Genomic DNA, 23,628 nt, shown 5'->3' with positions numbered 1-23,628 from the left:
TGTCAGGGAATACCGGGGTACGATCGAAATGACGCAGACAGTCTACCACTTCGGCGGCAACGCAGACCACTCGGACGCGCGCCAGAAGGACAAGACCATCACCGGCGGCAAGGGTGCGAACCTTGCCGAAATGGCGAGCATCGGTTTGCCCGTGCCTCCGGGCTTCACCATCACGACCGAGGAATGCCTGCGCTACCTCGATCGCGGCGGCGACTTCGCGCCGGAACTGCGCGATGCGGTCGCCAAGGGCGTGGGCCATGTCGAAGCGACCGTGGGCAAGACGCTGGGCGATGCGGCGGACCCGCTGCTCGTCTCGGTCCGCTCGGGCGCGGCGATCTCGATGCCCGGGATGATGGACACGGTCCTCAACCTCGGCCTCAACGACGAGACGGTGAAGGGGCTGGCTGAGACCAGCGGCGACGCGCGCTTCGCGTGGGACAGCTACCGCCGGTTTATCCAGATGTACTCGGACGTCGTGCTCGGCATCGATCACGGCCTGTTCGAGGAAGCGCTGGAGATCATGCGCGAAGACAATGGCTTCTATTCGGATACCGACATGGAAGCGCAGCATTGGGAAGCGCTGGTCGGCGAGTACCTCAAGATCGTCGAGCGTGAGCAGGACGAGCCGTTCCCGCAGGATGTCGACACGCAGCTGTGGGGCGCAATCCGCGCGGTGTTCGAAAGCTGGGACAGCGAGCGGGCGAAGATCTACCGCCGCCTGAACGACATTCCGCATGACCTCGGCACCGCGGTGAACGTGCAGGCAATGGTGTTCGGCAACATGGGTGACGACAGCGCCACCGGCGTCGCCTTCACCCGCGACCCCTCGACCGGCGAGAAGTACTATTACGGCGAGTGGCTGGTGAACGCGCAGGGCGAGGATGTGGTCGCGGGTATCCGCACGCCGCAATACCTCACCAAGGCGCGGCGCGAGGAAGCCGGGGCCGACAAGCCGAGCATGGAAGAGGCCATGCCCGATGCCTACGCAGAGCTCGCCCGCGTGTTCGACCTGCTCGAAAAGCACTACAAGGACATGCAGGACATCGAGTTCACGGTGCAGCAGGGCACCTTGTGGCTCCTCCAGACCCGCAACGGCAAGCGCACGGCAAAGGCGGCGCTGAAGATGGCGGTGGAGATGGAAGGCGAAGGCTTGATCGACCGCAAGACGGCGGTGCTGCGGATCGATCCTATGGCGCTCGACCAGCTGCTCCACCCCACGCTCAACCCCGATGCCCCGCGCGACATTCTGGCGACCGGCCTGCCGGCCTCGCCCGGTGCGGCGAGCGGCAAGATCGCGCTGGATGCCGATACGGCCGAGCAATGGGCCAATCGCGGCGATGCGGTGATCCTGGTGCGGGTCGAAACCTCGCCCGAGGATATTCACGGAATGCACGCGGCCAAGGGCATCCTGACCGCACGCGGCGGGATGACCAGCCACGCGGCGGTGGTTGCACGCGGCATGGGCCGCCCCTGCGTCTCGGGCGCGAGCGGCGTCTCGATCGATCGCAAGGCGCGTACCGTGCGGATCGGCCAGGCCGAGCTGGCGGAAGGCGATGTCATCACGCTCGACGGTAGTAACGGACAGGTGATGCGCGGGCAGGTGCCCACGATCGAGCCCGAGCTGGCGGGCGACTTCGCGAAGGTCATGGAATGGGCCGACGACGCGCGCCGGATGGGCGTGCGGACCAACGCCGAAACGCCCGAGGACTGCAAGACCGCGCGCAGCTTCGGCGCGGAAGGCATCGGCCTGTGCCGGACCGAGCACATGTTCTTCGATGCAGACCGGATCATGGCCGTGCGCGAGATGATCCTCGCCGAGCATGAAGAGGGCCGCCGCGCCGCGCTGGCCAAGCTGCTGCCCGAACAGCGCAGCGATTTCGAGGCGATCTTCGAGGTGATGGCAGGGCTCCCCTGCACGATCCGCCTGCTCGATCCGCCGCTGCACGAGTTCCTGCCCGCCGATGACGGCGACTTCGCCGATCTGGTCGAAGCGACAGGCATGGACGAGGATCGGCTCAAGCGCCGGGTCGCGGAACTGCACGAGTTCAACCCGATGCTCGGCCATCGCGGCTGCCGCCTCGGGATCACCTATCCCGAAATCTACGAAATGCAGGCGCGCGCCATCTTCGAAGCCGTGTGCGCGGTGAAGGAAAAGAGCGGCGAGGCGCCGCTGCCCGAAGTGATGATCCCGCTGGTGGCCACGAAGCGCGAGCTGGAGATCCTGCGAGCGCTGGTCGACCGGGTGGCCGAAGAGGTCTTCGCGGAGAAGGGCACGCGGGTCGAATACCTCGTCGGCACCATGATCGAGCTGCCGCGCGCCGCGCTGATGGCGGGCGAGATCGCGGAAGAAGCGCGCTTCTTCAGCTTCGGCACCAACGATCTGACGCAGACCACGCTCGGCCTGAGCCGCGACGATGCGGGCCGCTTCCTCGGCTCCTACGTCGATCGCGGCATCTTCGCGCGCGATCCCTTCGTCAGCCTCGATGTGGATGGCGTGGGCCAGCTGGTCGAGATCGCGGTCGAGCGCGGGCGCAAGACCGATCCCAAGATCAAGCTGGGCATTTGCGGCGAGCACGGCGGCGATCCCGCCAGCATCGGGTTCTGCGAAAAGGTCGGGCTGGACTATGTCAGCGCCTCGCCCTTCCGCGTGCCGATCGCGCGGTTGGCGGCGGCGCAGGCGGCGTTGCGGAAGGCCTAACCCCAGCCTGTGAGGGAGAGGATTTCGAAGGTCTCGGTGACCTTCCCGTCCTCTTCCCTCAGCGGCTCGAACCCCGCCTGCGCGCGCGCCCAGCTTGACCGGGTGAAAGCGGGCGGGGCATCGGCAAGGATGCCCGTCAGTCCCTGATCGCGCAGGTCCGCGATGAGACGGTCCAGCTCGCGGTATCGGGCGCGGAGCACGCGGCTGTCGACCACCTGCTTGGCAAACCCCGCGCGGCTCATCAGCCCGCTCGCGGCGGGACGATCGATCTGCGGGTGGATGCGGGCATAGGTCCGCGCTCCATCCGCGACCTGCACCACCTGCCGCAGCGCCGGGAGGGTGCCCGCGCCAAGACACTGGGCGATCATCATCCCGCCCGGCTCCAGCGCATGGCGCGCATGGACCAGCGCGCCCGGCAGGTCGTTGAGCGTGTCGAGCAGGCCGAGGTTGAGAACGTAACGATAGGTGCGGGGGAAGGGCTGCTCTTCGTCGAGCACGTCCGGCCCAGCGCTCTCGACCTCGAAACCGCGCGCGCGCAATTCGGTGGCGAGCTGTCCGGTGACGTCGCCGATCAAAAGCGCGGAGCCGGGTTCGGCGCGTGTGAAGTCGAACCGCTCGAGCACATCCTCGATCAAGTCGTCGAACACGAACCGCGCGGCATCCTCGACGCGCTGCCGGGCGAGAGCACGGTGGTAGCGGGCCCGTCTGCGGGCTGGGGAGAAGATGCGAGGGACGCTACGTTCGATGGGGCCTTCAGTCATCGCGCTTGCCTACATCGGGGCAGGGGAGCAGCATAGTCCGCGATGGCCAGCAATGTCGTGTCCTCCGCCTTCAGGCCGCTGGTCGATTTCGTCTATCCGCCACGCTGCCCGCTCTGCGGGGATGGAATCGCGGCAGGGCCGGGATTGTGCGCCGCCTGCTGGGAGGATTTCGAGTTTCCGGGAGAGCCTGCGTGCAGCCTGTGCCACACGCCGCTCCCGCAAGGCGGGCCGGATAGCGTCTGCCGCCACTGTATTGCGCACCCGCCCCAACACGCAGGGATCGCCGCGGCGGCGCTCTATAACGAGCCTGCCCGGCAGCTGGTGTTGAGGTTCAAGCATGGCGGGCGGATCGGGCTTGCCGCGCTGATGGGGCGGCTGATGGCGAGCCGGCTTGCCCATGCTCCCCGCGATTCGCTGCTGGTGCCGGTGCCGCTTCATCCCACGCGGCTGTGGCAGCGCGGCTATAACCAGTCCGCGCTGCTCGCCCGTGCAATTGCGAAGCACAGTGGCCATGCAGTGCGGGTTGATGCGTTGCAGCGGACTCGCGCGACGCCCAAGCTGGGCGGACTGGGCAGGGCAAGCCGTGCCGAAGCTCTGCGCGGGGCGATCCGGGTGAGGGCGGGGCGTCGCGAAGATATTGCGGGCCGTCATGTCATTCTGGTCGACGACGTGCTCACCAGCGGCGCGACCAGCACCGCGTGCACCGTGGCATTACTGGGGGCAGGGGCAAAAAGTGTGAGAATCGCGTGCTTTGCCAGGGTGCCGGAAAACGAAACGCCCGGGACCGAAACGATCCCGGGCGCCGCGTGACGAATTTCCAAATCTGCCCGGCCATTCCCCCGAAAGGCCGATCGGCAGACCAAAACCATCGTCTTCGCACCTCCGGAAAAACCCCCATCCGGAAAATGCATCCCCCTGAACCCGGCGCATCTGCGCGGCGCCTCGGCCTGAAGGGCGACCGTTCCCGGCCACAGAACGCATTCTTCCCAAAGCGACGGGCTCTTGCCAACGGTGCCGTTGTAAAAATGAAAGGATTCACCCCCCGGTGTGGTGGATTGGCAACAATCGGTCTAACCGGCTAGGCGACGGGAAACGAAAGGATAGCATGGCTCACACACATGATGCGGAGCGCGAATCGGGCACGCAGTTCTTGCCGAAATTCGGTGCCGACGGGCTCCTAACAGGCGTGGTGGTGGATGCCGCGAGCCGGGAAGTACTGATGGTCGCGCATCTCGATCGCGAAGCGCTCGACGCGACGCTGAAGACCGGGCTCGCGCACTTCCACTCCCGTTCGCGCGGCAAGCTCTGGTGCAAGGGAGAGACCAGCGGGAATGTGCTGCGGGTGCGCGAGATTCTGGTCGACTGCGATCAGGATGCGCTGGTGATCCACGCCGAGCCTGCGGGCCCGGCATGCCACACGGGCGCGCGCAGCTGCTTTTATCGCCGGCTGACGGACGGCCAACTCGAACCGGTCACGGATTGACCTTTACGTAAAGGGCATATATATTCCCGCCTATGACCCAAGCTGCTGCCAAAAGGCCCTATACCGGGGCCGGAGCCCATCTCGACCGGCCCGATGCGCAGGAGCGTGAGAGCTATTCGATCTCCGACCTTACCGCCGAGTTCGACTGCACCGCGCGCGCGCTGCGCTTCTACGAAGACGAAGGCCTTATAGCGCCGACCCGAAACGGGCTGACGCGGATCTATTCCAAGCGCGACCGCGCCCGGCTCGCGTGGATCATGCGGGCCAAGAACGTCGGTTTCAGCCTTGGCGAGATCAAGGAGATGATCGATCTCTACGATCTGGGCGACGGCCGGGTGGAGCAGCGAAGGGTCACCATCGAACGTTGCCGCGCCCACGTCGCCAAGCTGAAACAGCAGCGTGACGATATCGACTCATCGATCAGCGAGCTTTCCGAGTTTATCGCCCATATCGAGCAAATCGATCAGGACTGATCCCCAAATCCCCGCTTCAGAGGACCTTTGAATGCCCAGCTATACTGCCCCCACTCGCGATTTTCGCTTCATCATCAACGAGATGCTCGACCTCGAAAGCTACGGCAACCTGCCCGGCTTCGAGAACGCGACGACCGACATGGTCACCTCGATCATCGACGAGGCCGGCAAGTTCACCGCCGAGGTGCTGCAGCCGCTCAACCAGGTCGGTGACCAGGAAGGCTGCACCCGCCACGATGACGGTTCGGTGACCACGCCGACGGGCTTCAAGGAAGCCTTCGACCAGTTCCGCGAGGCGGGCTGGGGCACGCTTTCCATGCCCGAGGAATTCGGCGGGCAGGGCCTGCCGCACGTTGTCGCCTTCGCGATGGAAGAAATGATCAGCTCTTCCAACCAGGCTTTCGGCATGTATCCCGGCCTCACCAACGGCGCGATCTCGGCGCTGATCGCCAAGGGCAGCCAGGAGCAGAAGGAAAAGTATCTGCCCAAGATGGTCAGCTGCGAATGGACCGGCACGATGAACCTGACCGAGCCGCATTGCGGCACCGATCTGGGCCTCATCCGCACCAAGGCTGAACCGCAGGCTGATGGAAGCTATTCGATCACCGGGACCAAGATCTTCATCTCCGCCGGCGAGCACGACATGGCGGAAAACATCATCCACCTCGTGCTGGCGAAGACGCCGGGGGCGCCCGATTCCTCGAAGGGCATCTCGCTGTTCGTGGTGCCCAAGTTCCTCGTCAACGACGACGGCTCGGTGGGCGATCGCAACGGCGTGATGTGCGGTTCGATCGAGCACAAGATGGGCATTCACGGCAACTCGACCTGCGTCATGAACTATGACGAGGCGAAAGGCTGGATGGTCGGCGAGGAGAACAAGGGCCTCGCCGCGATGTTCATCATGATGAACGCCGCGCGCCTTGGCGTGGGCATCCAGGGCCTCAGCCAGGCCGAAGTCTCCTACCAGAACGCCGTGACCTACGCGCTCGACCGCCGTCAGGGCCGTGCGCTGACCGGCCCGGCAGAGCCGGACGAGAAGGCCGATCCGATCTTCGTTCACCCCGACGTGCGCCGGATGCTGATGGACGCCAAGGCCTTCAACGAAGGCATGCGCGCCTTCGCGCTGTGGACCGCGCTTCAGCAGGATCTCAGCCACGCGCTGCAGGACGAGGACGAGCGCCAGCTGGCGGACGACCTCGTCGGCCTCATGACCCCGGTCATCAAGGGCTACGGCACCGACAAAGGCTATGACGTCGCGAACAACATGCAGCAGGTCTATGGCGGCCACGGCTACATCGCCGAGTGGGGCATGGAGCAGTTCGTGCGCGATGCCCGCATCGCGATGATCTACGAAGGCACCAACGGCATTCAGGCGATGGACCTCGCCGGGCGCAAGCTCGCGATGCACGGCGGCCGCGCGGTGCAGGCGTTCTTCAAGCTGGTCGACGACGAAGTCGCTTCGGTCAAGGGCGAAGAAGGCATGGCCGAACTGGCCGGGGCGCTTGAGAAGGCGGTCGGCGAACAGAAGGCTGCGACCATGTGGTTCATGCAGAACGCAATGCAGAACCCCAACCACCTGGGCGCGGGCGCGCACCACTACATGCACATCATGGGCATCGCCTGCCTGATGCTGATGTGGGTCAAGATGGCCCGCGTCGCCAAGGCAAAGCTGGCCGAGGGCAGCGACGACAAGGCGTTCTACGAAGCCAAGATCGCCACCGCCCGCTACTTCGCCGACCGCTTCGTGCCGGATGCCGGTGCGCTGCGCCGCAAGATCGAAAGCGGCAGCGAATCGATGATGGCGCTAGGCGAAGAGGCCTTCGCGACCGCCTCCTGATCGCCCGAGTCGCAGCGTCACGCTGGGACCTAGTTGATGAAGTACAGACGCGGGGTGCCCTCACCATAGGGCATCCCGCGTTTGACGTTATATTCTGAGGTTCAAAGAGCCGGTGCGAAGCTAGCAGCGGCGGGGTGAGTAGGAAAATCGGACGTTTGTGAACCCGGACATTCGCTTAAAAGACCTGATTTCTTCGCTGTCTCAATCTTGCGGATCGAGAACCTCGTCGAAAAAGCCCAGCAAAGCTGCCCAGCTCTGCCGGTCCGCGTTCGCATCATAGGCCGGGTTGGGCGCGCCATCGAGCGTGCGCGGGTTGGTAAAGCCGTGTTCGACACCGGCGTAGCTGTGGAAGTGCCAGTCGGCGTCGACGCGGTCCATTTCCTCCCAGAAATCGATCACTTGGCTGCGCGGGACCAGCGTGTCCGCATCGCCGTGGCAAACGAGGATGCGCGGGTGGATCGGCGTTGTCGCCGGAAGCGCGGTTTCGAGCATGCCGTGGAAGCTCGCCACGGCGGCCAGGTCCTGGCCGTCGCGCGCCATTTCCAGCACGGCAAACCCGCCGAGGCAGAAGCCGATGGCCAGCTGCGGCAGATCGGGATGCCGTTCGCGCAGCAGCCGGACCGTCGCCCTCAGCCGTTGGCGAGCGGCCACCGGATCGGCGCGCAGGCGGGTCATCGCGGCAAAGGCCTGCTGCATGTCGGCAGGCGCATCGGGCCCGTAGAAATCGCCGATCAGGACGGCATAACCTTGCGCCGCCAGCGACCGGGCCTTGGCCTCGACCGCCGGGGTGCTGTTCATGAAGGTCGGGAAAATCGCCACCGCCGCCCGGGCATCCCCCTGCGGATGCAGGGCGAGCCCGGTTAGCGGGGTATCGCCGTCGGCATAGGCGATTTCCTCGAACGCGTTCACTCCGGCAGGAAGTCCGGCACCGACAGATACCGCTCGCCGGTATCGTAGTTGAAGCCGAGGACGCGCGAACCTTCGGGCAGGTCGGGCAGCTTCTTGGCGATCGCGGCCAGCGTCGCGCCGCTGGAGATGCCGACCAGCATGCCTTCCTCGCTCGCGGCGCGGCGGGCCATTTCCTTGGCGTCTTCGGGATCGACCTGGATCGCGCCGTCGATCGCCTGCGTGTGCAGGTTCTCGGGCACGAAGCCCGCGCCGATGCCCTGGATGGGGTGCGGGCCGGGTTCGCCGCCGCTGATGACGGGGGAGCCTGCAGGCTCGACCGCCCAGGCCTTCATCTCGGGCCAGTGGCGCTTCAGTTCTTCGGCGCAGCCGGTCAGGTGGCCGCCGGTGCCGACGCCCGTAATCATCGCATCGACCGGGCGATCGGTGAAATCGCCGAGGATTTCCTTGGCGGTGGTGCGCACGTGGACCTGCCAGTTGCTCTCGTTGTCGAACTGGCTCGGCATCCAGGCGCTGGAGTCCTGCTCGACCAGTTCCTGCGCGCGGCTGATGGCACCCTTCATGCCGCCTTCCTTGGGCGTCAGGTCGAAGGTCGCGCCGTAGGCGAGCATCAGGCGGCGGCGTTCCAGGCTCATGCTCTCGGGCATCACCAGCACCAGCTTGTAGCCCTTGACCGCCGCGACCATCGCGAGGCCGATGCCGGTGTTGCCGCTGGTCGGCTCGATGATAGTGCCGCCGGGCTTGAGCTTGCCGGCCTTCTCCGCATCCTCGACCATGGCGAGCGCGATACGGTCCTTGATCGAGCCGCCGGGGTTCGCGCGTTCGCTCTTCACCCAGACATCATGGTCGGGGAACAGGCGCGAGAGGCGGATATGCGGCGTGTTGCCGATGGTTTCGAGGATCGAGTCGGCTTTCATGGGATCTTCTCCTGCAAGGTCTGTTCAGGGGTTTCCTCTTCCAACGACGCAGGCGGGTCGAAGGTCCGGGTGTGTCGCAGGACGGGGAAAATCCGGCTCCACATCGCGACCGTCACGATCGCGCCGACCCCGCCGAAGATCACCGCGCCCGCCGGGCCGATGACGCTGGCGAGGAAGCCGGAGAACGCATCGCCGCCCTCGTTCGAGGCGCTGATGGTCAGCAGGCTGGCGGAAGAGACGCGGCCGCGCTTCTCGTCGGGCGTGTGCAGCTGGATCAGCGACTGGCGGATATAGACGCTGAACATGTCCGCCGCGCCCACGATCACCAGCATCGCAAGGCTCAGCGGCATGAAGCGCGAGAAGCCGAAGACGATGGTGGCAACGCCGAACGCGGCCACCGCCCACAGCATCTTGGGGCCAACATTGGTCTTCAAGGGGCGGAAGCTGAACCACAGCGCGGTCACCGCCGCGCCGATCGCGGGGGCGGCAGCGAGCTGCGCCAGGCCGGTCTCGCCCACCTTCAGGATGTCGTAAGCAAAGGGCGGGAACAGCGCGGTCGCGCCGGCGAGGAACACCGCCATCAGGTCGAGCGTAATCGCGCCGAGCACCATCTTGTTCTGGATCACATAGCGCCAGCCATCGACGATCTGACCGATCGGATGCTGCGCGCCGTTGATCGGTGAGCGCGGCACCTTGCCGATGGTGCTAATCGAGATGATCGCGATCAGGAACAGGCCGCTGGCGATGGCATAGGGCAGGGCAGGGGCCGCGTCATAGGCATAGCCGCCCACCGCCGGGCCGACGATCATCCCGGTCTGCCACGCGATCGAAGATAACGCGATCGCGTTGGGCAGGATCGCCTTTGGCACGAGGTTCGGTGCCAATGCGGACAGGGCAGGGCCGTTGAACGCGCGCACGACGCCCAGCAGCACCGCAACCGAGAACAGCGCAGTCAGGTCGATATGGCCGGTATAGGTGGTCCACGCGAGATAGGCCGCGCCGAGGAACTGGAGGCCGATGGTGAGCCGCGACACGGTCTTGCGGTTGAAGCGATCGGCTGCGAGCCCGGAGAAGGGGGAGAGCACGAACAGCGGCAGGAACTGGAGCAGGCCGATCAGCGCAAGCTGGCCCGACGCCTCGAACGCGTTGAGGCCGTTGCCGCGCGCGATCGTGTATGTCTGCCAACCGATGATCAGCATCATCGCGTACTGGCCCACGATCATCGAGAATCGGGCGAGCAGGTAGGCGCGGAAATTATGGATCCGCAGCGGGGTGGAATCTGGTTTTTCGGTAGCCGTCACACAGGCGCCATGGCAGGCGCGCGGGTGCTACAAAAGCAAATTCTGGGATCGGGCCTTGAAGCCTGGCTTTCCGCCAGATCGGCCTAGCGGCGGCGGCGCAGGCGCGGGTTGGGCTGCAACTCGTCGATTAGCAGCAGGAAATCGTCCACCCGGATCAGCCGTTCGAACTGGAACCCGGCGCGATTCTCCTTGGTCCAGATCAGATAGGCCTCGATCCGGCCGATCACCGGGAAGCTCACGATCACGCGGTCGCCGCGCGCGCCATCGCTGGCGTTGTCGATCATGAAGCCGGTGGCGGACACGTTGCTGATGTGGAACGGCACATCGCCACGACCGAAATAATCCGCGATCACATCGTAATCGACCGGATGACGGATCGCCGCCCGCTGGTCAGGTACACTCAGATGCGATGCCACTTGCGTATTCCTCTCACGGCTCTGACGGGGACTTCCAAGGCCCCGACTTATGCGGCCCAAAGGCTGATTTTGGGTTAAGCCCCCTTGTCCTAATTCGGGACAAAAGGATGCGTTCCGAGAGACTTACGCAGCGCCTAGCGCAGCAGGATCGCGTGCTTCTTGCGCCCCAGCGACAGCCGCCGCTGTTCGCCTTCCGCCACGTTCAGCACCATGGCGGGGTCGCTCAAAACCTCGTCGTCGAGCCGCACCGCGCCCTCCGCGATCTTGCGCTTGGCTTCCTTGTTGGAAGCGGTGAAGCCCAGCGCGCTGAGTGCAGCGGGCAGGCCCATGCCGTCGCCGACCGAAAGCGTGGGCAGGTCGCCGCCCGCGCCCCCGGCGAAGGTTTCGCGCGCAGTCGCCTCCGCCGCTGCCGCTGCATCCTCGCCGCGCACCAGCGCGGTCACCGCATTGGCGAGCGCGACCTTGGCGTCGTTGATCTCCGCCCCCTCGAGCCGTTCGAGCCGTTCGATCTCGTCCAGCGGAATGTCGGTGAACAGGCGCAGGAAGCGGCCCACGTCGCGGTCGTCGGTATTGCGCCAGAATTGCCAGAAATCGTAGGCGGGCAGCATGTCTTCGTTGAGCCAGACCGCACCGCTCGCGGTCTTGCCCATCTTTTTGCCGTCCGCGGTCGTCAGCAGCGGGGTGGTGAAGCCGAAGAGTTCGCCTCCGCCGGTACGCCGCGTCAGCTCGATTCCGTTGACGATATTGCCCCACTGATCGCTGCCGCCCATCTGCAAACGGCAGCCATAGCGCTCCGCCAGTTCGCGGAAATCGTAGGCCTGCAGGATCATGTAGTTGAATTCGAGGAAGGTCAGCGGCTGCTCGCGGTCGAGCCGCATCTTGACCGAATCGAAGGTCAGCATGCGGTTGACCGTGAAGTGCGGGCCGACATCGCGCAGCAGATCGAGATAGCCGAGGCCGCTGAGCCATTCGTCGTTGTTGACCATCACCGCGTCGGTAGGACCGTCGCCGAAGGTCAGGATGCGTTCGAAGACCTTGCGAATGCTCGCAATATTGGCCGCGATCACCTCTTCGGTCATCAGCTGGCGGCTCTCGTCGCGGCCCGAAGGATCACCGATCTTGCCGGTGCCGCCACCCATCACGACGATCGGCTTGTGCCCTGTCTGCTGCAACCGGCGCAGCAGCATGATCTGGACCAGCGATCCGACATGCAGGCTCGACGCGGTCGGATCGAAACCGACATATCCTGGGACAATCTGCTCGGAAGCAAGCAAATCAAGTCTTTCCGCATCGGTGATTTGATGCGTATAGTGCCGCTGGTCGAGCACGTTCAGAAGTTCGGATCGATAGGTGGGCACTGGTTCCTCCGGGGGGAATGACCGGGCCCGCTAGCATGGGGGGTCGAAAATGCAAACGTACAGGTTGAAGCCACATCCAACCACGCCGCCGCTCGACGTGAGCGGGATCTCGGTCACCATGATGCGCCTGATGGGCGGCGAGCTGCTGCTGCGCTATCGCATCAACCAGGCGGCCAAGGTGGTGGTGCCGCGCGGCTTCGCGCATCGTAGCGAGGAAGATCTGTGGCGGCGGACCTGCCTCGAATTCTTCGTCTACGACCAGAACGGGCGCTATCGCGAATTCAACTTCGCGCCTGCGGGTGACTGGGCCGCGTTCAAATTCGCATCCTACCGGAAGCGCGCCGGCGATTATGTGCCCGAGGTGCCGCCGCAGATCGATTTCCAGCGTGGCCCTCAGGTCATCACGGTAACCGTGCGGCTGCCCGCGCGCGTACTGGACGGGGTCAGCTCGGCTTCGCTATGCGCGGTGATCGAGGAAGAAGGCGGGCACCATTCGCTATGGTCGATGGCCCACCGCCGGGACGAGCCCGACTTCCATGATCCGATGAGCTTTGCCATCCGTTTCGGCAGCAGCGCACCGGCCAAACCCAAAGAGGCACTTCAGCACGCATGAAATTCGGGATCGACCGGCTTCTTTCAGAGCCGGACCTGCGCAAACCACTCGAAGGCAAGCGGGTCGCGCTTGTTGCCCACCCGGCATCGGTCACGAGGGATCTGGAGCACAGTCTCGACGCGCTGGTCGCCGCGGGGGTGAACGTCACCTCCGCGTTCGGCCCGCAGCACGGGCTGAAGGGCGACAAGCAGGACAATATGGTGGAGACGGCGGACGAGACCGATCCCACCTACGGCATCCCCGTGTTCAGCCTCTATGGCGAGGTGCGCCGCCCCACGGGTCAGATGATGTCGAGCGCGGATGTGTTCCTGTTCGACCTGCAGGACCTGGGCTGCCGCATCTACACCTTCGTCACCACGCTGCTCTACCTGCTGGAAGAGGCGGCGAAGACGGGCAAGAGCGTATGGGTGCTCGATCGCCCCAATCCCGCCGGTCGCCCGGTGGAAGGCACGATGCTGATGCCGGGGCAGGAAAGTTTCGTCGGGGCCGGGCCGATGCCGATGCGCCACGGCCTGACCATGGGCGAGATGGGCCACTGGTTCATCAAGCATTTCGGGCTCGACGTCGATTACCGGGTGATCGCTATGGAGGGCTGGGAGCCTGACGGCCCCGACCATGGCTGGCCCGAAAGCCGCGTCTGGATCAATCCTTCGCCGAACGCCGCCAACGTCAACATGGCCCGCGCCTATGCGGGCACGGTGATGATCGAGGGCGCCACGCTGAGCGAGGGGCGGGGCACGACCCGCCCGCTCGAGGTGCTGTTCGGCGCGCCGGATATCGACGCCAAGGCGGTCCACGCCGAAATGCGCCGGATCGCGCCAAGCTGGCTGAAAGGCTGCGCATTGCGCGAATGCTGGTTCGAACCGACCTTCCACAAGCATGCGGGCCAGCTGTGCAACGGGCTGATGATCCACGCAGAAGGGCCGTTCTACGACCACAAGCATTTCCGCCCGTGGCGACTGCAGGCGCTCGCCTTCAAGGCGATCCGCGCGCTCTATCCGGATTACGAGATCTGGCGCGATTTTCCCTACGAATACGAGCTGGACCGGCTGGCGATCGACGTGATCAACGGTGGCCCGGCCTTGCGCGAATGGGTCGATAATCCCTCCGCCTCTCCGGTAGACCTCGACCGGATGGCAGCGAACGATGAGACCGAATGGCGCGACCAGATCGAACGGGTCCTACTTTACTGATGAACAGCACCCCCAGCCCCCAACCCGCTATGTCTCAGGACGAGGCAAAGCGGCGGCTTATCGCCAATGGCAGCGATGTCGACGCGATGATCGCGATGGCCGATCACCACCTCATCGCGGGCGACAACCGCGCGGCATCGGGCTATTACAATGTCGGCCTTCAACATCTCCACCGGCTCGGCCGGGCAGGGGAGCCGATTGCGGGCCACGTGAGCGAGATGATGGGCTGGCTCGACCGGCAATTCGCCAACCACCTGGAGCAGGGCCTTGCTGCGATGGGTTTCCCGCGCAAGGACTGGCACCCGCGCTTTGCCAACTCGATCGCAATCATGCAGGGTAAGGCAAGCCGTGCCCCGGTGCCGGTCCGCTATCCGCAAAATCCGCAGACCTTCTTTTACGACGGCTTGCCGCTGGTCCATTTTGCCGATCGCGAAGAGTTCGCCTGGGCCGAAGCGGTCGAGGCGCAGACCGACGCCATCCGTACCGAAGCAGAGGCCCTGCTGGGCGCGACCGGCGGTTTCGATACCTATGTGAAGAAGATCCATGACCGCCCTCAGGGCGATGTTCATGGAATGCTCGAAAATCGGGACTGGACCAGTTTCGAACTGACCGAGAAGGGCGTGTTCGTCGATGAACGCACCGACCTATGTCCGATCACGACTGCAACGCTGAACGAGCGCGCCCCGCTGTGCCGGATTGTGTCGCGCGCGCCAACGCCCATGTTCTCGCTGCTCGCAGCGGGCAAGCGTATCCCGCCGCATCACGGCATGATCAACACCCGATTCATCTGCCATCTGCCGCTGATCGTGCCGGGCGAGGGCGCGCTGCGTGTCGGCCCGCTTCAGAAAAGCTGGGAAGTCGGCAAGCTGATGATGTTCGACGATAGTGTCGAGCATGAAGCGTGGAACAACGCGGCGAAGGATCGGCTGGTGCTGATCTTCGATATCTGGCGGCCGGAGCTGGAAGAGGTGGAACGCGAACAGATCCAGGCGCTGTTCGCAACGGTCGACGCCTACTGATCGGTCGCGCTGAAGCCGCCGGTCAGAACGCCCCGGCGATCCACGCAACCGCCAGCGCGCCGGGGATGAACACCGCCTGCGCCAGCACGGTGCCCGCCAGCCTGCTGAAGCTGATCCACACGATCGTGCGGCGGAACTCCGCCTCGCTGGTCTTCCCGTCGACCACGTCGTCGGTCATCACCGAAATCTGCGGGTCGATCAGCGCGAACAGCAGGATCGTCGCGACCCCGTTGATGACGGCGGAGAGCTGCGAGGCGGTGACCCGGAATTCGGGGTTGAGATAGCCGGCGTAGATCGAGGCGAGCACCCCCACCACCAGCAGCGCCTGCGCCAGCGCATTGGCCGCGAGCACGGTCCAGCTCACCCCGCGCGGCTTGCCGAGGCCGGTGAAGGTCGCGCGCGAGGGCGCGGCGATCGATTCGCGAATGATCCGCAGGCCGGTGGGCGAGGCGCTGCGCAGCAGCATCCGCCCGGTCGAACGATGGCGCTGGAAATGCCCGATCGCGACCGCGAACAGCCGCTGCGCGGTCGGCACCAGCACGATGCCCACCAGCACGGCCAGACTCGCGGAGAGCAGCACGAGCCGGAAATCCCATGCGAGATCGTCGCCCCCGCCGAATTGCAGGCGGTTCTCCACCCTCTTGGCAAGGAACGGCCCCAGGAAGCCGTTTGCGGTGCGCGAGACCAGCACCAGCACGTTGAACAGCGCGAAGCTCATCGCGATGCGCCGCGTGCGCACCCCCGCGATGCGGGCTGCGTAGGCCAGCGTGCCGATCAGATGAATGACGAAGGTCAGCAGGCAGATGACCAGCAGTTGGGCGTCCATTGCGCGCTGCTTTAGGCGCGTGCCGGCTGCTCCGCTATCGGTTTCGCATCCGGGGCTGACGATTTGCCGGGACGCCGGACCGGCTGCACCAGCGCGACCAGCACGAAGCTGATCAGCATGAGCAGGAACCAGCTGCCCAGCTTCTCCGGCCCGACCGGCTGCCATCCTGCCTCCTGCCCGGGATAGTTCCACGCATTGGCGAAGGTCGCGATGTTCTCCGCCAGCCAGATGAACAGCGCGACCAGCCCGAAGCCCAGCAGCAACGGCATCCAGCGGTGTTCGCGGAAATTGCGGAAGTAGATGCGCGTGCGCCAGAAGATCAGCGCGGTCGCGCCGAACAGGAGCCAGCGCAGATCAATCCAGAAATGGTGGAGGAAGAAATTGGCGTAGATCGCGCCCGCCAGCAGCCACGTGGTCCAGGCGGGCGGATAGTGCGTGTAGCGAAAATCGAAGATCCGCCACACCCGCGCGATATAGCTGCCGACGCTGGCATACATGAAGCCGGAGAACAGCGGCACGCCCGCGATCCTGAGCAGCGACGCCTCGGGATAGACCCATGATCCGGCGTAGGTCTTGAACACCTCCATCGCGGTGCCGACCACGTGGAAGATCAGGATGACCTTCGCCTCGTCCCAGGTCTCGAGCCGGAAGGCGAGCATGCCGATCTGGATCGCCAGCGCGGCGAGGGTGAGGAAATCGTAGCGGGCGAGGGCAGAATCGTCGGGATAGAGGAAATGCGTCGCCAGCAGCAGCGCGAGCAGCAGGCCGCCGAACAGGCAGGCCCAGCCCTGTTTGAAGCCGAACAGCAGGAACTCGTACAGCCACAGCCGCCAGCCTTCGCCGGGGTCGAAGGCTTCGAGCCGGGCGCGGATCTGCTGGAAGCGGGAGTGGGGAGGGGAGATCACTCCAATTTCACGTAATCGCTGCGTGCCGCGTCCCATTGGAATGCTGTTCCGACCCCTTCATCGATCAGGTGCAGCCAGCGATCGTCCGCATTCAGCACCTTTCCGACGGCGATATACAAAGGTCCTTTGTCCAAGCGCTTGTCTTCCTCGATCATCTCCTCGGACCCTCGGATGCGCCATCCGCTATCGGGATATTTGTCGCCGTCCTCTGCCATTTCCGGCACTTCGCGATAGATGTAATCGGCGTAAGATCGGCCCTCGACGACGCACGCATCGACGAGGCATCGCTCCCAGTAGGTTCGGCGATACGGTGTGTCGGGCCAGGCTTTGCCGGCTTTGAAGGTTACCGCGATAACGTGAGTGAGAGGAAGGCGGACTGGATCGCCCGCCTTCATTGAAGGCATGTCGAACGGGTCGTTATCCAGTTTTCCGAACACGAAGCCGTCCTCGATGCGCTCTATTGTGACCCACATGCGCTCGGCATCGAACTCGCGCCCACCGGCGGTTTCGCGAAAGATCGCCTTCACACCATCTTCGGGTTCGAGCGCCTCGATCTCCTCGGCAAAAGGCATTTCGTAAGTATAGCGAGCGGACGCGGCGATCGGTCGGGGATCGTTAAGCGCGATGCCCGGCGGCAATTCGATTTCGCTCACCGAGAATGTGCTCAGTTGCCTTCGGCGCGCTGGATCACGACCGGCCCACCTTCCGGCACCGGGCGGATATCGTCCGTATCGTCGGCCATCACCAGCACGTCGCACCCGTCCACATCGCGGTCGACCGCTTTGTAGAGCAGCGGCTCGGCTGCCTCGGCAGGCTGCGTTTCCAGCTTGGGCTGGCCGCTTTCCTCGCGCGCCTGCTCCATTGTGTCGCGGCAGGTGGCGCGGTTCACGAAATCCTTGAGGTCGCCCGTGGCGAGCGGGGCAGGCTTCGAATAGCCGGGCATGTCGAAGGGCAGCGCCTCAGGCGAACCCGGTGCCTGCTCGGCCGGTGCGAAGCCCAGGACCAGAGGCGCGGCAAGGATGATGGCGATACGCATTGGGGGCTGTCCTCCGCCGCGCAGTATATCCTAACCCTGCTTGCGGCTCAACTCGCGCATCGCATCGTCCAGCCCCTCGAGCGTCAGCGGGTACATGCGATCGTTGACCAGCTTCTTCATCATGCTGGTGGACTGCGAATAGCTCCACTGCCGCTCGGGGATCGGGTTGAGCCATACGGTCGCGGGATAGGTGTTGGTCATACGCTGCATCCAGGTGGCGCCCGCTTCCTCGTTCATGTGCTCGACCGAGCCGCCGGGATGCGAAATCTCGTAGGGGCTCATCGCCGCATCGCCGACGAACACGATCTTGTAGTCGTGGCCGAACTTGTGGAGGATGTCCCAGGTCTTGGTCCGCTCCTGCCAGCGGCGGCGGTTGTCCTTCCACACGCCTTCATAGAGGCAGTTGTGGAAGTAGAAGAATTCGAGGTTCTTGAACTCGCTGGTGGCCGCGCTGAACAGCTCTTCTGTCACCTTGATGAACGGGTCCATCGATCCGCCGACATCGAGGAACAGCAGCAGCTTCACCGCATTGCGGCGTTCGGGCCGCATGTGGATGTCGAGCCAGCCCTGCTTGGCGGTGCCGCGGATCGTCTGGTCGATATCCAGCTCATCCGCCGCGCCCTCGCGCGCGAAACGGCGCAGACGGCGCAGCGCCATCTTGATGTTGCGGGTGCCCAGTTCCTTGGTGTTGTCGAGGTTCTTGAACTCGCGCTTTTCCCAGACTTTGACGGCGCGCTTGTTCTTGCTCTCGCCGCCGATCCGCACGCCTTCGGGGTGGTAGCCGGAGTGGCCGAAGGGCGAGGTGCCGCCCGTGCCGATCCACTTGTTGCCGCCCTCGTGCCGCTCCTTCTGCTCTTCGAGCCGCTTCTTGAGCGTGTCCATGAGCTCGTCCCACGAACCCATCTTCTCGATCTCGGCCATTTCCTCCTCGGTGAGGAATTTCTCGGCCACCGCCTTCAGCCAGTCCTCGGGAATCTCGACCGGGTTCTGCCCATAGTCGGACATGATGCCCTTGAAGACCTTGGCGAAGACCTGGTCGAACCGGTCGAGTAGCCCTTCGTCCTTCACGAAGGTGGCGCGCGCGAGGTAGTAGAACGCCTCGGGCGTCTGCTCGATCACATCCTTGTCGAGCGCCTCGAGCAGCGTGAGATGCTCCTTGAGGCTGGCGGAAATGCCCGCTGCGCGCAGCTCGTCGACGAAATTCAAAAACACTGGCAACCGCTCCTTCAGCAGCCTGCATGCGTAGAATGATGGAGGGAATGGGGCAACAGTCCCGCGCTCAATCGCGCTCGGCTGCGTAAATCGCATTGAACCGAATCGCCCGCAGCCCCATCAATGAAAATATGGTTAAAGCGGGCTTTACCATAATCAGCTTGGCGACCGCGCTGTGTGCGGCGCTGCTGCTTGTCACGTCGGCAGGGCGTGTGCTGGAGATTCAGACTTCGGCCAATGCGGCGGAGAATATCGAATTCGTCTCCAACCCCGTGGTCCAGAAAGTGCCGCCGCGGCCGCCGGAGCCGGTGCCCGCCGCCACTGCGACGAAGGTGGACGGCGCGACATTGCCCCCGGCGGTGAACGCGGTGCTCAAGTCGGGCGTGCTGATCGTGATCAGCAAGCCGTCGCAGACGATGTACGTGTTCAAGGACGGTGCGCTGTGGAACAGCTCGCCCGTATCGACCGGCAAGCGCGGCCACACCACGCCATCGGGCATGTTCCCGATTCTGCAGAAGCGGACCTTCCACCGATCCAACATCTATTCCAACGCGCCGATGCCGCACATGCAGCGGCTGACCTGGGGCGGGATCGCGATACACGCGGGCAAGCTGCCCGGCTATCCCGCATCGCATGGCTGCATCCGCCTGCCCGCCGATTTCGCGCGCGCGCTGTTTGCGCTGACCCGGCCGGAGACCACCACCGTGGTCGTGACCGACCAGCGCGTCGGCTCGGACGAGACGGCAAGGCGGGTCGCGCTCAACATGCCCAATCCACTGCCGGGTGCCCGGGGCCATCTGGTCCAGCGGCCCGAGCCGCCGCTGAAAGAGATGACGCCGCTACAGGAGAGCGAACCGAGACTGGCGCGGGCTGAACAGCCCCAGCCCCAAACACCCCGATCCGAGCGCCGTCGCCCCGCGCTGGCCGAGGCCGCACGCCCGGCTCCGCAGCCGGTCGACCTGCTCGACCAGGCCCGCCCGCGCGCTCGCGGACAGACGATCCAGCTGGCAGCCAAGAGCAGCCCCGGCGAGGCGGAAGCCTACTGGTCGCGCATCAGCGCGCGCTATCCCGAACTCGGCGAATACGAGAAGGCGATCATCCCCGCGGTGGTCGACCGGCGGCAATATTACCGCCTGCGCGTGACCGGCCCCGGTGCCTTTGCCGCATGCAGCTCGCTCAAGCGCGCGGGTACGGACTGCTTCCCGGTGCAGTAAGGGGGGGGGCAAGGCCCTCCTGCCAAACACCTAATCAGGCGGGGGAAGCGTGATTGCGGACCCTTCGGGGGTACGCTCGACGCTCGCCATGACGCGGCCCTTCTCGAGCACCTGCATCATCTGATCGAACCCGGGAATGCTCCCGAAGCCTTGGAAAAATTCGGTTTTCATGCCGTTGCCGATCGCGAGGATCACCGGAGGCGGCGTCTTCTTGTCCAGCGTGATATCGGCGGTTCCGACACTGGCTACCGTCCCGGAATCGCCGAACACGATCGCCGAAGGTTCGCCGCTCTCCGCCTCGCGGTAGAACATGCGCACCGGCTTCGAGCGAGCGTCCCGGCACAGGCGCCGGGTGTCGCGCTGACCCGTTTTCTCCGCGATCTGGTCCTGAACACTCTCGTCATAGGAAATCGAAATCACCGTGGTCGCAATGATCCAGTCGGTCGTCGACAGCTCTCGCCGGCCGACCTGCCCGCGCGCGGGCACGTTTCCGCAATCTGCGAGACGGTATGCGGGCGGTGCGGAGTAGGGCGGGGGTGTCAGCGGAAGTCCGGATGCGAGCAGCGCCAGTCGCTTGTCCAGCGTCTGCGCATCGACCTGCTTCGACGACAGGCGCAGCTTGATAAGCCAGTTGCCGGAGCGGAACAGGGCCAGCGCGGTCGATCGATAGGGGCCGTCCACCGGAAAGCTCGCCAGGACGCCGCTATCCTTGCCAATCGCCTCATCACCGAAAGTCGAAAAAAGCGCGCCTTCCGTATCGATGGTGCCCAACCGGTCGTTAGAGGATACCGCGGCCATCGCGGCGTCGGCCATCATGGAGACGTCGTAGCTTGCGGCCCGGTAGACATAAACCGACAGGATCTCGCTGTCGTCGGCGGTAAAATAGGTCGCGCCGACATTGTTCTCGTCCGCCAGATAGCTGACGATCCGATCGCGCGCGAGGTCCCTGATCCGCGCGGGAAAGTTCAGCCCGGTCGGTTCGTGAACCCAGTCCGCCTGCGGATCGACGTCGAGCGGCTGAGGCTCGGCTGCAACCGGCGTCGCGCAACCGAGCGTGATGAAAATCAGAAGTGACAGGCGTGACATATGCTCCCCCTCGCGGGGAAGCATATGGGAAGAATCGCGCTCGACCTAGCTGGAATATGCTGCCCGAAGCAGCCTCAGCTCTGCCGCCGGCTCATGAAGGCGAGCCGTTCGAACAGCATCACGTCCTGCTCGTTCTTCAGCAGCGCGCCGTGCAGCGGGGGGATCGCCTTGTTCGGGTTGGCGTCCTGCAGAACCTCGACCGGCATGTCCTCGTTCAGCAGCAGCTTGAGCCAGTCGAGCAGTTCGCTGGTGCTGGGCTTCTTCTTGAGACCCGGCACTTCGCGGATGTCGTAGAAGATTTCCATCGCCTTGGTGACGAGGTTCTTCTGGATGCCGGGGAAGTGCACCTCGATGATCTCGCGCATCGTCTCGCGGTCGGGGAAGGAGATGTAGTGGAAAAAGCAGCGGCGCAGGAAGGCGTCGGGCAGCTCCTTCTCGTTGTTCGAGGTGATGACCACGATCGGGCGTTCCTTCGCCTCGATCCGCTGCTGCGTTTCGTAGACATCGAAGCTCATCCGGTCGAGTTCCTGCAACAGGTCGTTGGGGAACTCGATATCGGCCTTGTCGATCTCGTCGATCAGCAGCACGGGCAGCTCGGGCGCTTCGAAAGCCTCCCACAGCTTGCCCTTCTTGATGTAGTTGGAAATGTCGTGGACGCGTTCATCGCCCAGCTGGCCGTCGCGCAGGCGGGCGACCGCGTCGTATTCGTACAGGCCCTGATGCGCCTTGGTGGTGGACTTCACGTTCCACTCGATCAGCGGGGCATTCACCGCCTTGGCGATCTCGTGCGCCAGCACGGTCTTGCCGGTGCCCGGCTCGCCCTTGACCAGCAGGGGGCGGCGCAGCGTCACCGCCGCGTTGACCGCCACCTTCAGATCGTCGGTCGCAATATAGTCTTTTGTGCCTTCGAAACGTTCCATCTACCGAGCCCTATCAAGTCCTGTTTCGAAACTTGCTAGGGGCCTGCGCGGCGCGCTGCAAGGGGCCGCGCCTATTCCTTGAGCGTCAGGATGCGCTTGGCGATCATCAGCAGTGCGGTGGTGTCGATCTCGCTCGCGGGGTCCATCTGGCTGATTGCCAGCATGTACCAGCGCCCGTCGCCATCGCGCAGCAGCCACGAGAGGTTGCGCACCCCGGCCTCGGACCCGCCCTTGTAGCCGACATAGCTCCAACCCTCGCGCTCCGCCTCGCTCAGCGCGGTGTTGACGCTCATGATCCGGCGCGCGGTATCCTCTGGCAGATCGGCGAGCAGGCGCATCAGGCCCAGCTCGTCGCGCATGCTGGCGAACCATTCGATATCCTCGATCAGCACCGGCGTGCCCGAGGTGAACACCTCCATTACCCGCTTGCGGGTCAGTTCGTCGCTGTCGAGCGTTTCGAGCATCGCGCGCCGCTCCGCCACGTCCGCCGCAGCATAGGCTTCGCCCATATCGCCCGCCTTGAGCGAGAACATCTCGCGCGTGGTGAGGAAGGGCAGCGTCTTGCCGCCGCCCGCGTGGCCGCTGGCGCGCATCTCCGCCTCCACCGCATCGCGCCCGACCGTGCGCATCACCAGATCGGTCGCGGTGTTGTCGCTGATCGAGATCATCAGGATCGCCGCGGTCTGGAGCGTCACCGGCGTGCCGTCAGGCCAGGTCTGCATGATGCCGCTGGGAAAGCTCTTGGCGTCGAGTGGCACGACATCGTCCCACGCGAGCCGCCCCTCGCTCACCGCGCGCGACAGCGCGGCGAGGACGTAAAGCTTGAACGCGGAGCCCAGTGCGTAGGGCTTTGCCGGATCGCCATAGCTGTAGATCGCCTCACCATCGAGCGGACCGAACCACGCCGCCGTGCTGCCCGAAAGCGCCGCGATGTCCGCGTCGATCTTGTCCGGCCCGTCATCCAGCTGCTGGAAATCCTGCAGCAACAGCGTCTCGATCAGGAAGGGCGCCTGCGCCTGCAGGCCCAGCGGCCCGCTCGCCAGCGCCTTTTCGAAGCGCAGCGTGATTTTGGCCGTGCTGGCATTGACCGGCTCGACCGTTTCGACGCCCATCGCCGCACCGAACTGCGAGGTCATCTGCTGGCTGATCTGCGTGAACTGTTCTGGCGAAACCTGCGCGAGGAACGCCGGGGCGAACACCTCGTCGGCCGGCTTCTCGCCATTGATGACCGCGATCACATCGTCCGCGCGCGCTTCGAGGCGGGCCTGCAGCGCAGCCTCCTCGCTCGCCTCGGTGCCTGCCTGGGCATAGGCCGGGCTGGCGGTTGTGGCGACGCTGGCCACGGCCAGCGCGGTGCCGAGCATCATTGCGCGAAGTGTCTGCATTTGCATGCTGGTTCTCCCCTTGCGGTTGCCTAACGATTTGCGTGACAAAATTTGCACGACTGGGCGAAA

At 64.8% G+C, this 23,628-nt stretch carries 23 protein-coding genes; 9 read left to right on the top strand and 14 right to left on the bottom strand.

What is annotated here, in order from left to right; translation table 11 throughout:
- The first annotated feature begins 28 nt into the window (after positions 1 to 28).
- Positions 29 to 2,698, top strand: a complete 2,670-nt coding sequence (ppdK, locus tag K7H93_RS14730) for a pyruvate, phosphate dikinase (RefSeq protein WP_230784259.1) — start codon at positions 29 to 31, stop codon at positions 2,696 to 2,698.
- On the opposite strand, the gene K7H93_RS14725 is transcribed toward ppdK, so the two are convergent.
- On the bottom strand, positions 2,695 to 3,459 hold the full coding sequence (locus tag K7H93_RS14725; RefSeq protein WP_230784258.1) for a class I SAM-dependent methyltransferase: 765 nt from the start codon (positions 3,457 to 3,459) through the stop codon (positions 2,695 to 2,697). The two genes, ppdK and K7H93_RS14725, sit on opposite strands and share 4 nt — an antisense overlap.
- Positions 3,460 to 3,501: 42 nt before the next feature.
- Between K7H93_RS14725 and K7H93_RS14720 the strand changes: the two genes are divergently transcribed.
- The 4 genes from K7H93_RS14720 to K7H93_RS14705 all read left to right on the top strand — a co-directional run bounded on the left by K7H93_RS14720 (position 3,502) and on the right by K7H93_RS14705 (position 7,252).
- Positions 3,502 to 4,269 carry a ComF family protein gene (locus tag K7H93_RS14720; RefSeq protein ID WP_230784257.1) on the top strand — a complete coding sequence of 256 codons (768 nt, stop codon included), beginning with the start codon at positions 3,502 to 3,504 and terminating at the stop codon, positions 4,267 to 4,269.
- A 295-nt stretch (positions 4,270 to 4,564) separates the two neighbouring features.
- A complete protein-coding gene (hisI, locus tag K7H93_RS14715; protein WP_230784256.1) occupies positions 4,565 to 4,942 on the top strand; it encodes a phosphoribosyl-AMP cyclohydrolase in 378 nt (125 codons plus the stop codon).
- A 32-nt stretch (positions 4,943 to 4,974) separates the two neighbouring features.
- Positions 4,975 to 5,415, top strand: coding sequence for a MerR family transcriptional regulator (locus K7H93_RS14710; protein ID WP_010237997.1), 441 nt, complete (start codon positions 4,975 to 4,977; stop codon positions 5,413 to 5,415).
- Positions 5,416 to 5,446: 31 nt separating this feature from the next.
- Positions 5,447 to 7,252 (top strand): acyl-CoA dehydrogenase C-terminal domain-containing protein, encoded by a 1,806-nt coding sequence (locus K7H93_RS14705; RefSeq protein ID WP_230784255.1) that lies wholly within the window; start codon positions 5,447 to 5,449, stop codon positions 7,250 to 7,252.
- 201 nt (positions 7,253 to 7,453) lie between these two features.
- Here the strand turns inward: K7H93_RS14705 and K7H93_RS14700 are convergent, their stop codons facing one another.
- The 5 genes from K7H93_RS14700 to tyrS all read right to left on the bottom strand — a co-directional run bounded on the left by K7H93_RS14700 (position 7,454) and on the right by tyrS (position 12,150).
- Entirely contained in the window at positions 7,454 to 8,161 is a 708-nt protein-coding gene (locus tag K7H93_RS14700) for a dienelactone hydrolase family protein (protein WP_230784254.1), read from the bottom strand.
- A complete protein-coding gene (cysK, locus tag K7H93_RS14695) occupies positions 8,158 to 9,075 on the bottom strand; it encodes a cysteine synthase A (RefSeq protein WP_230784253.1) in 918 nt (305 codons plus the stop codon). Before cysK ends, K7H93_RS14700 begins: the two co-directional genes overlap by 4 nt.
- A complete protein-coding gene (locus tag K7H93_RS14690) occupies positions 9,072 to 10,376 on the bottom strand; it encodes an MFS transporter (protein ID WP_338080332.1) in 1,305 nt (434 codons plus the stop codon). The genes cysK and K7H93_RS14690 overlap by 4 nt, the downstream gene beginning before the upstream one ends.
- Before the next feature lie 83 nt (positions 10,377 to 10,459).
- Positions 10,460 to 10,792 (bottom strand): PilZ domain-containing protein, encoded by a 333-nt coding sequence (locus K7H93_RS14685; protein ID WP_010238005.1) that lies wholly within the window; start codon positions 10,790 to 10,792, stop codon positions 10,460 to 10,462.
- Positions 10,793 to 10,926: 134 nt separating this feature from the next.
- Positions 10,927 to 12,150, bottom strand: coding sequence for a tyrosine--tRNA ligase (gene tyrS, locus K7H93_RS14680; protein WP_230784252.1), 1,224 nt, complete (start codon positions 12,148 to 12,150; stop codon positions 10,927 to 10,929).
- Between the two features lie 64 nt (positions 12,151 to 12,214).
- Between tyrS and K7H93_RS14675 the strand changes: the two genes are divergently transcribed.
- From K7H93_RS14675 to K7H93_RS14665, 3 genes are read left to right on the top strand one after another with little or no spacing between them, the layout of a single operon-like run.
- Positions 12,215 to 12,763 carry a DOMON-like domain-containing protein gene (locus K7H93_RS14675; RefSeq protein ID WP_010238010.1) on the top strand — a complete coding sequence of 183 codons (549 nt, stop codon included), beginning with the start codon at positions 12,215 to 12,217 and terminating at the stop codon, positions 12,761 to 12,763.
- Positions 12,760 to 13,956: an exo-beta-N-acetylmuramidase NamZ family protein gene (locus K7H93_RS14670; protein ID WP_230784251.1), complete on the top strand. Its 1,197-nt coding sequence runs from the start codon at positions 12,760 to 12,762 to the stop codon at positions 13,954 to 13,956. The genes K7H93_RS14675 and K7H93_RS14670 overlap by 4 nt, the downstream gene beginning before the upstream one ends.
- Complete coding sequence (locus tag K7H93_RS14665) at positions 13,956 to 14,975, top strand: aspartyl/asparaginyl beta-hydroxylase domain-containing protein (RefSeq protein WP_230784250.1); 1,020 nt, start codon at positions 13,956 to 13,958, stop codon at positions 14,973 to 14,975. The genes K7H93_RS14670 and K7H93_RS14665 overlap by 1 nt, the downstream gene beginning before the upstream one ends.
- Positions 14,976 to 14,997: 22 nt before the next feature.
- On the opposite strand, the gene K7H93_RS14660 is transcribed toward K7H93_RS14665, so the two are convergent.
- The 5 genes from K7H93_RS14660 to K7H93_RS14640 are packed head-to-tail and all read right to left on the bottom strand — an operon-like array spanning position 14,998 to position 18,954.
- Entirely contained in the window at positions 14,998 to 15,801 is an 804-nt protein-coding gene (locus K7H93_RS14660) for a lipid II flippase Amj family protein (protein WP_230784249.1), read from the bottom strand.
- A gap of 11 nt (positions 15,802 to 15,812) precedes the next feature.
- Positions 15,813 to 16,742: a DUF817 domain-containing protein gene (locus K7H93_RS14655; RefSeq protein ID WP_420840389.1), complete on the bottom strand. Its 930-nt coding sequence runs from the start codon at positions 16,740 to 16,742 to the stop codon at positions 15,813 to 15,815.
- Positions 16,703 to 17,359 (bottom strand): immunity protein Imm33 domain-containing protein, encoded by a 657-nt coding sequence (locus tag K7H93_RS14650; RefSeq protein WP_230784247.1) that lies wholly within the window; start codon positions 17,357 to 17,359, stop codon positions 16,703 to 16,705. The genes K7H93_RS14655 and K7H93_RS14650 overlap by 40 nt, the downstream gene beginning before the upstream one ends.
- Before the next feature lie 11 nt (positions 17,360 to 17,370).
- Positions 17,371 to 17,742 (bottom strand): hypothetical protein, encoded by a 372-nt coding sequence (locus tag K7H93_RS14645; RefSeq protein WP_230784246.1) that lies wholly within the window; start codon positions 17,740 to 17,742, stop codon positions 17,371 to 17,373.
- 30 nt (positions 17,743 to 17,772) lie between these two features.
- A complete protein-coding gene (locus K7H93_RS14640; protein WP_230784245.1) occupies positions 17,773 to 18,954 on the bottom strand; it encodes a vWA domain-containing protein in 1,182 nt (393 codons plus the stop codon).
- A gap of 161 nt (positions 18,955 to 19,115) precedes the next feature.
- Here K7H93_RS14640 and K7H93_RS14635 point away from each other — a divergent pair, with 161 nt between their 5' ends.
- The gene (locus K7H93_RS14635) at positions 19,116 to 20,168 is read left to right on the top strand and encodes a L,D-transpeptidase family protein (protein ID WP_230784244.1); all 1,053 of its coding nucleotides are present in this window, start codon (positions 19,116 to 19,118) and stop codon (positions 20,166 to 20,168) included.
- A gap of 30 nt (positions 20,169 to 20,198) precedes the next feature.
- On the opposite strand, the gene K7H93_RS14630 is transcribed toward K7H93_RS14635, so the two are convergent.
- The 3 genes from K7H93_RS14630 to K7H93_RS14620 form a co-directional block, all read right to left on the bottom strand.
- The gene (locus K7H93_RS14630) at positions 20,199 to 21,254 is read right to left on the bottom strand and encodes a hypothetical protein (protein ID WP_230784243.1); all 1,056 of its coding nucleotides are present in this window, start codon (positions 21,252 to 21,254) and stop codon (positions 20,199 to 20,201) included.
- Between the two features lie 74 nt (positions 21,255 to 21,328).
- Positions 21,329 to 22,174, bottom strand: coding sequence for an AAA family ATPase (locus tag K7H93_RS14625; protein WP_226663648.1), 846 nt, complete (start codon positions 22,172 to 22,174; stop codon positions 21,329 to 21,331).
- A gap of 71 nt (positions 22,175 to 22,245) precedes the next feature.
- Positions 22,246 to 23,565, bottom strand: a complete 1,320-nt coding sequence (locus tag K7H93_RS14620) for a serine hydrolase (protein ID WP_230784242.1) — start codon at positions 23,563 to 23,565, stop codon at positions 22,246 to 22,248.
- Positions 23,566 to 23,628 lie beyond the last annotated feature (63 nt).

This window comes from Citromicrobium bathyomarinum (assembly GCF_021021475.1).
Classification (GTDB): Bacteria; Pseudomonadota; Alphaproteobacteria; order Sphingomonadales; family Sphingomonadaceae; genus Alteriqipengyuania; species Alteriqipengyuania bathyomarina.
The sequence above is the reverse complement of the archived record's forward strand: the minus strand, read 5'-3'. Positions and strand labels throughout refer to the sequence as shown.

Coding starts and splice junctions, on each gene's coding strand:
- K7H93_RS14660 (WP_230784249.1), bottom strand. CDS start 15,801: ATGGACGCCCAACTGCTGGTCATCTGCCTGCTGACCTTCGTCATTCAT.
- K7H93_RS14670 (WP_230784251.1), top strand. CDS start 12,760: ATGAAATTCGGGATCGACCGGCTTCTTTCAGAGCCGGACCTGCGCAAA.
- K7H93_RS14655 (WP_420840389.1), bottom strand. CDS start 16,742: ATGGGACGCGGCACGCAGCGATTACGTGAAATTGGAGTGATCTCCCCT.
- K7H93_RS14710 (WP_010237997.1), top strand. CDS start 4,975: ATGACCCAAGCTGCTGCCAAAAGGCCCTATACCGGGGCCGGAGCCCAT.
- K7H93_RS14620 (WP_230784242.1), bottom strand. CDS start 23,565: ATGCAAATGCAGACACTTCGCGCAATGATGCTCGGCACCGCGCTGGCC.
- K7H93_RS14645 (WP_230784246.1), bottom strand. CDS start 17,742: ATGCGTATCGCCATCATCCTTGCCGCGCCTCTGGTCCTGGGCTTCGCA.
- K7H93_RS14630 (WP_230784243.1), bottom strand. CDS start 21,254: ATGTCACGCCTGTCACTTCTGATTTTCATCACGCTCGGTTGCGCGACG.
- cysK (WP_230784253.1), bottom strand. CDS start 9,075: ATGAAAGCCGACTCGATCCTCGAAACCATCGGCAACACGCCGCATATC.
- hisI (WP_230784256.1), top strand. CDS start 4,565: ATGGCTCACACACATGATGCGGAGCGCGAATCGGGCACGCAGTTCTTG.
- K7H93_RS14705 (WP_230784255.1), top strand. CDS start 5,447: ATGCCCAGCTATACTGCCCCCACTCGCGATTTTCGCTTCATCATCAAC.
- K7H93_RS14720 (WP_230784257.1), top strand. CDS start 3,502: ATGGCCAGCAATGTCGTGTCCTCCGCCTTCAGGCCGCTGGTCGATTTC.
- K7H93_RS14725 (WP_230784258.1), bottom strand. CDS start 3,459: ATGACTGAAGGCCCCATCGAACGTAGCGTCCCTCGCATCTTCTCCCCA.
- ppdK (WP_230784259.1), top strand. CDS start 29: ATGACGCAGACAGTCTACCACTTCGGCGGCAACGCAGACCACTCGGAC.
- K7H93_RS14625 (WP_226663648.1), bottom strand. CDS start 22,174: ATGGAACGTTTCGAAGGCACAAAAGACTATATTGCGACCGACGATCTG.
- K7H93_RS14665 (WP_230784250.1), top strand. CDS start 13,956: ATGAACAGCACCCCCAGCCCCCAACCCGCTATGTCTCAGGACGAGGCA.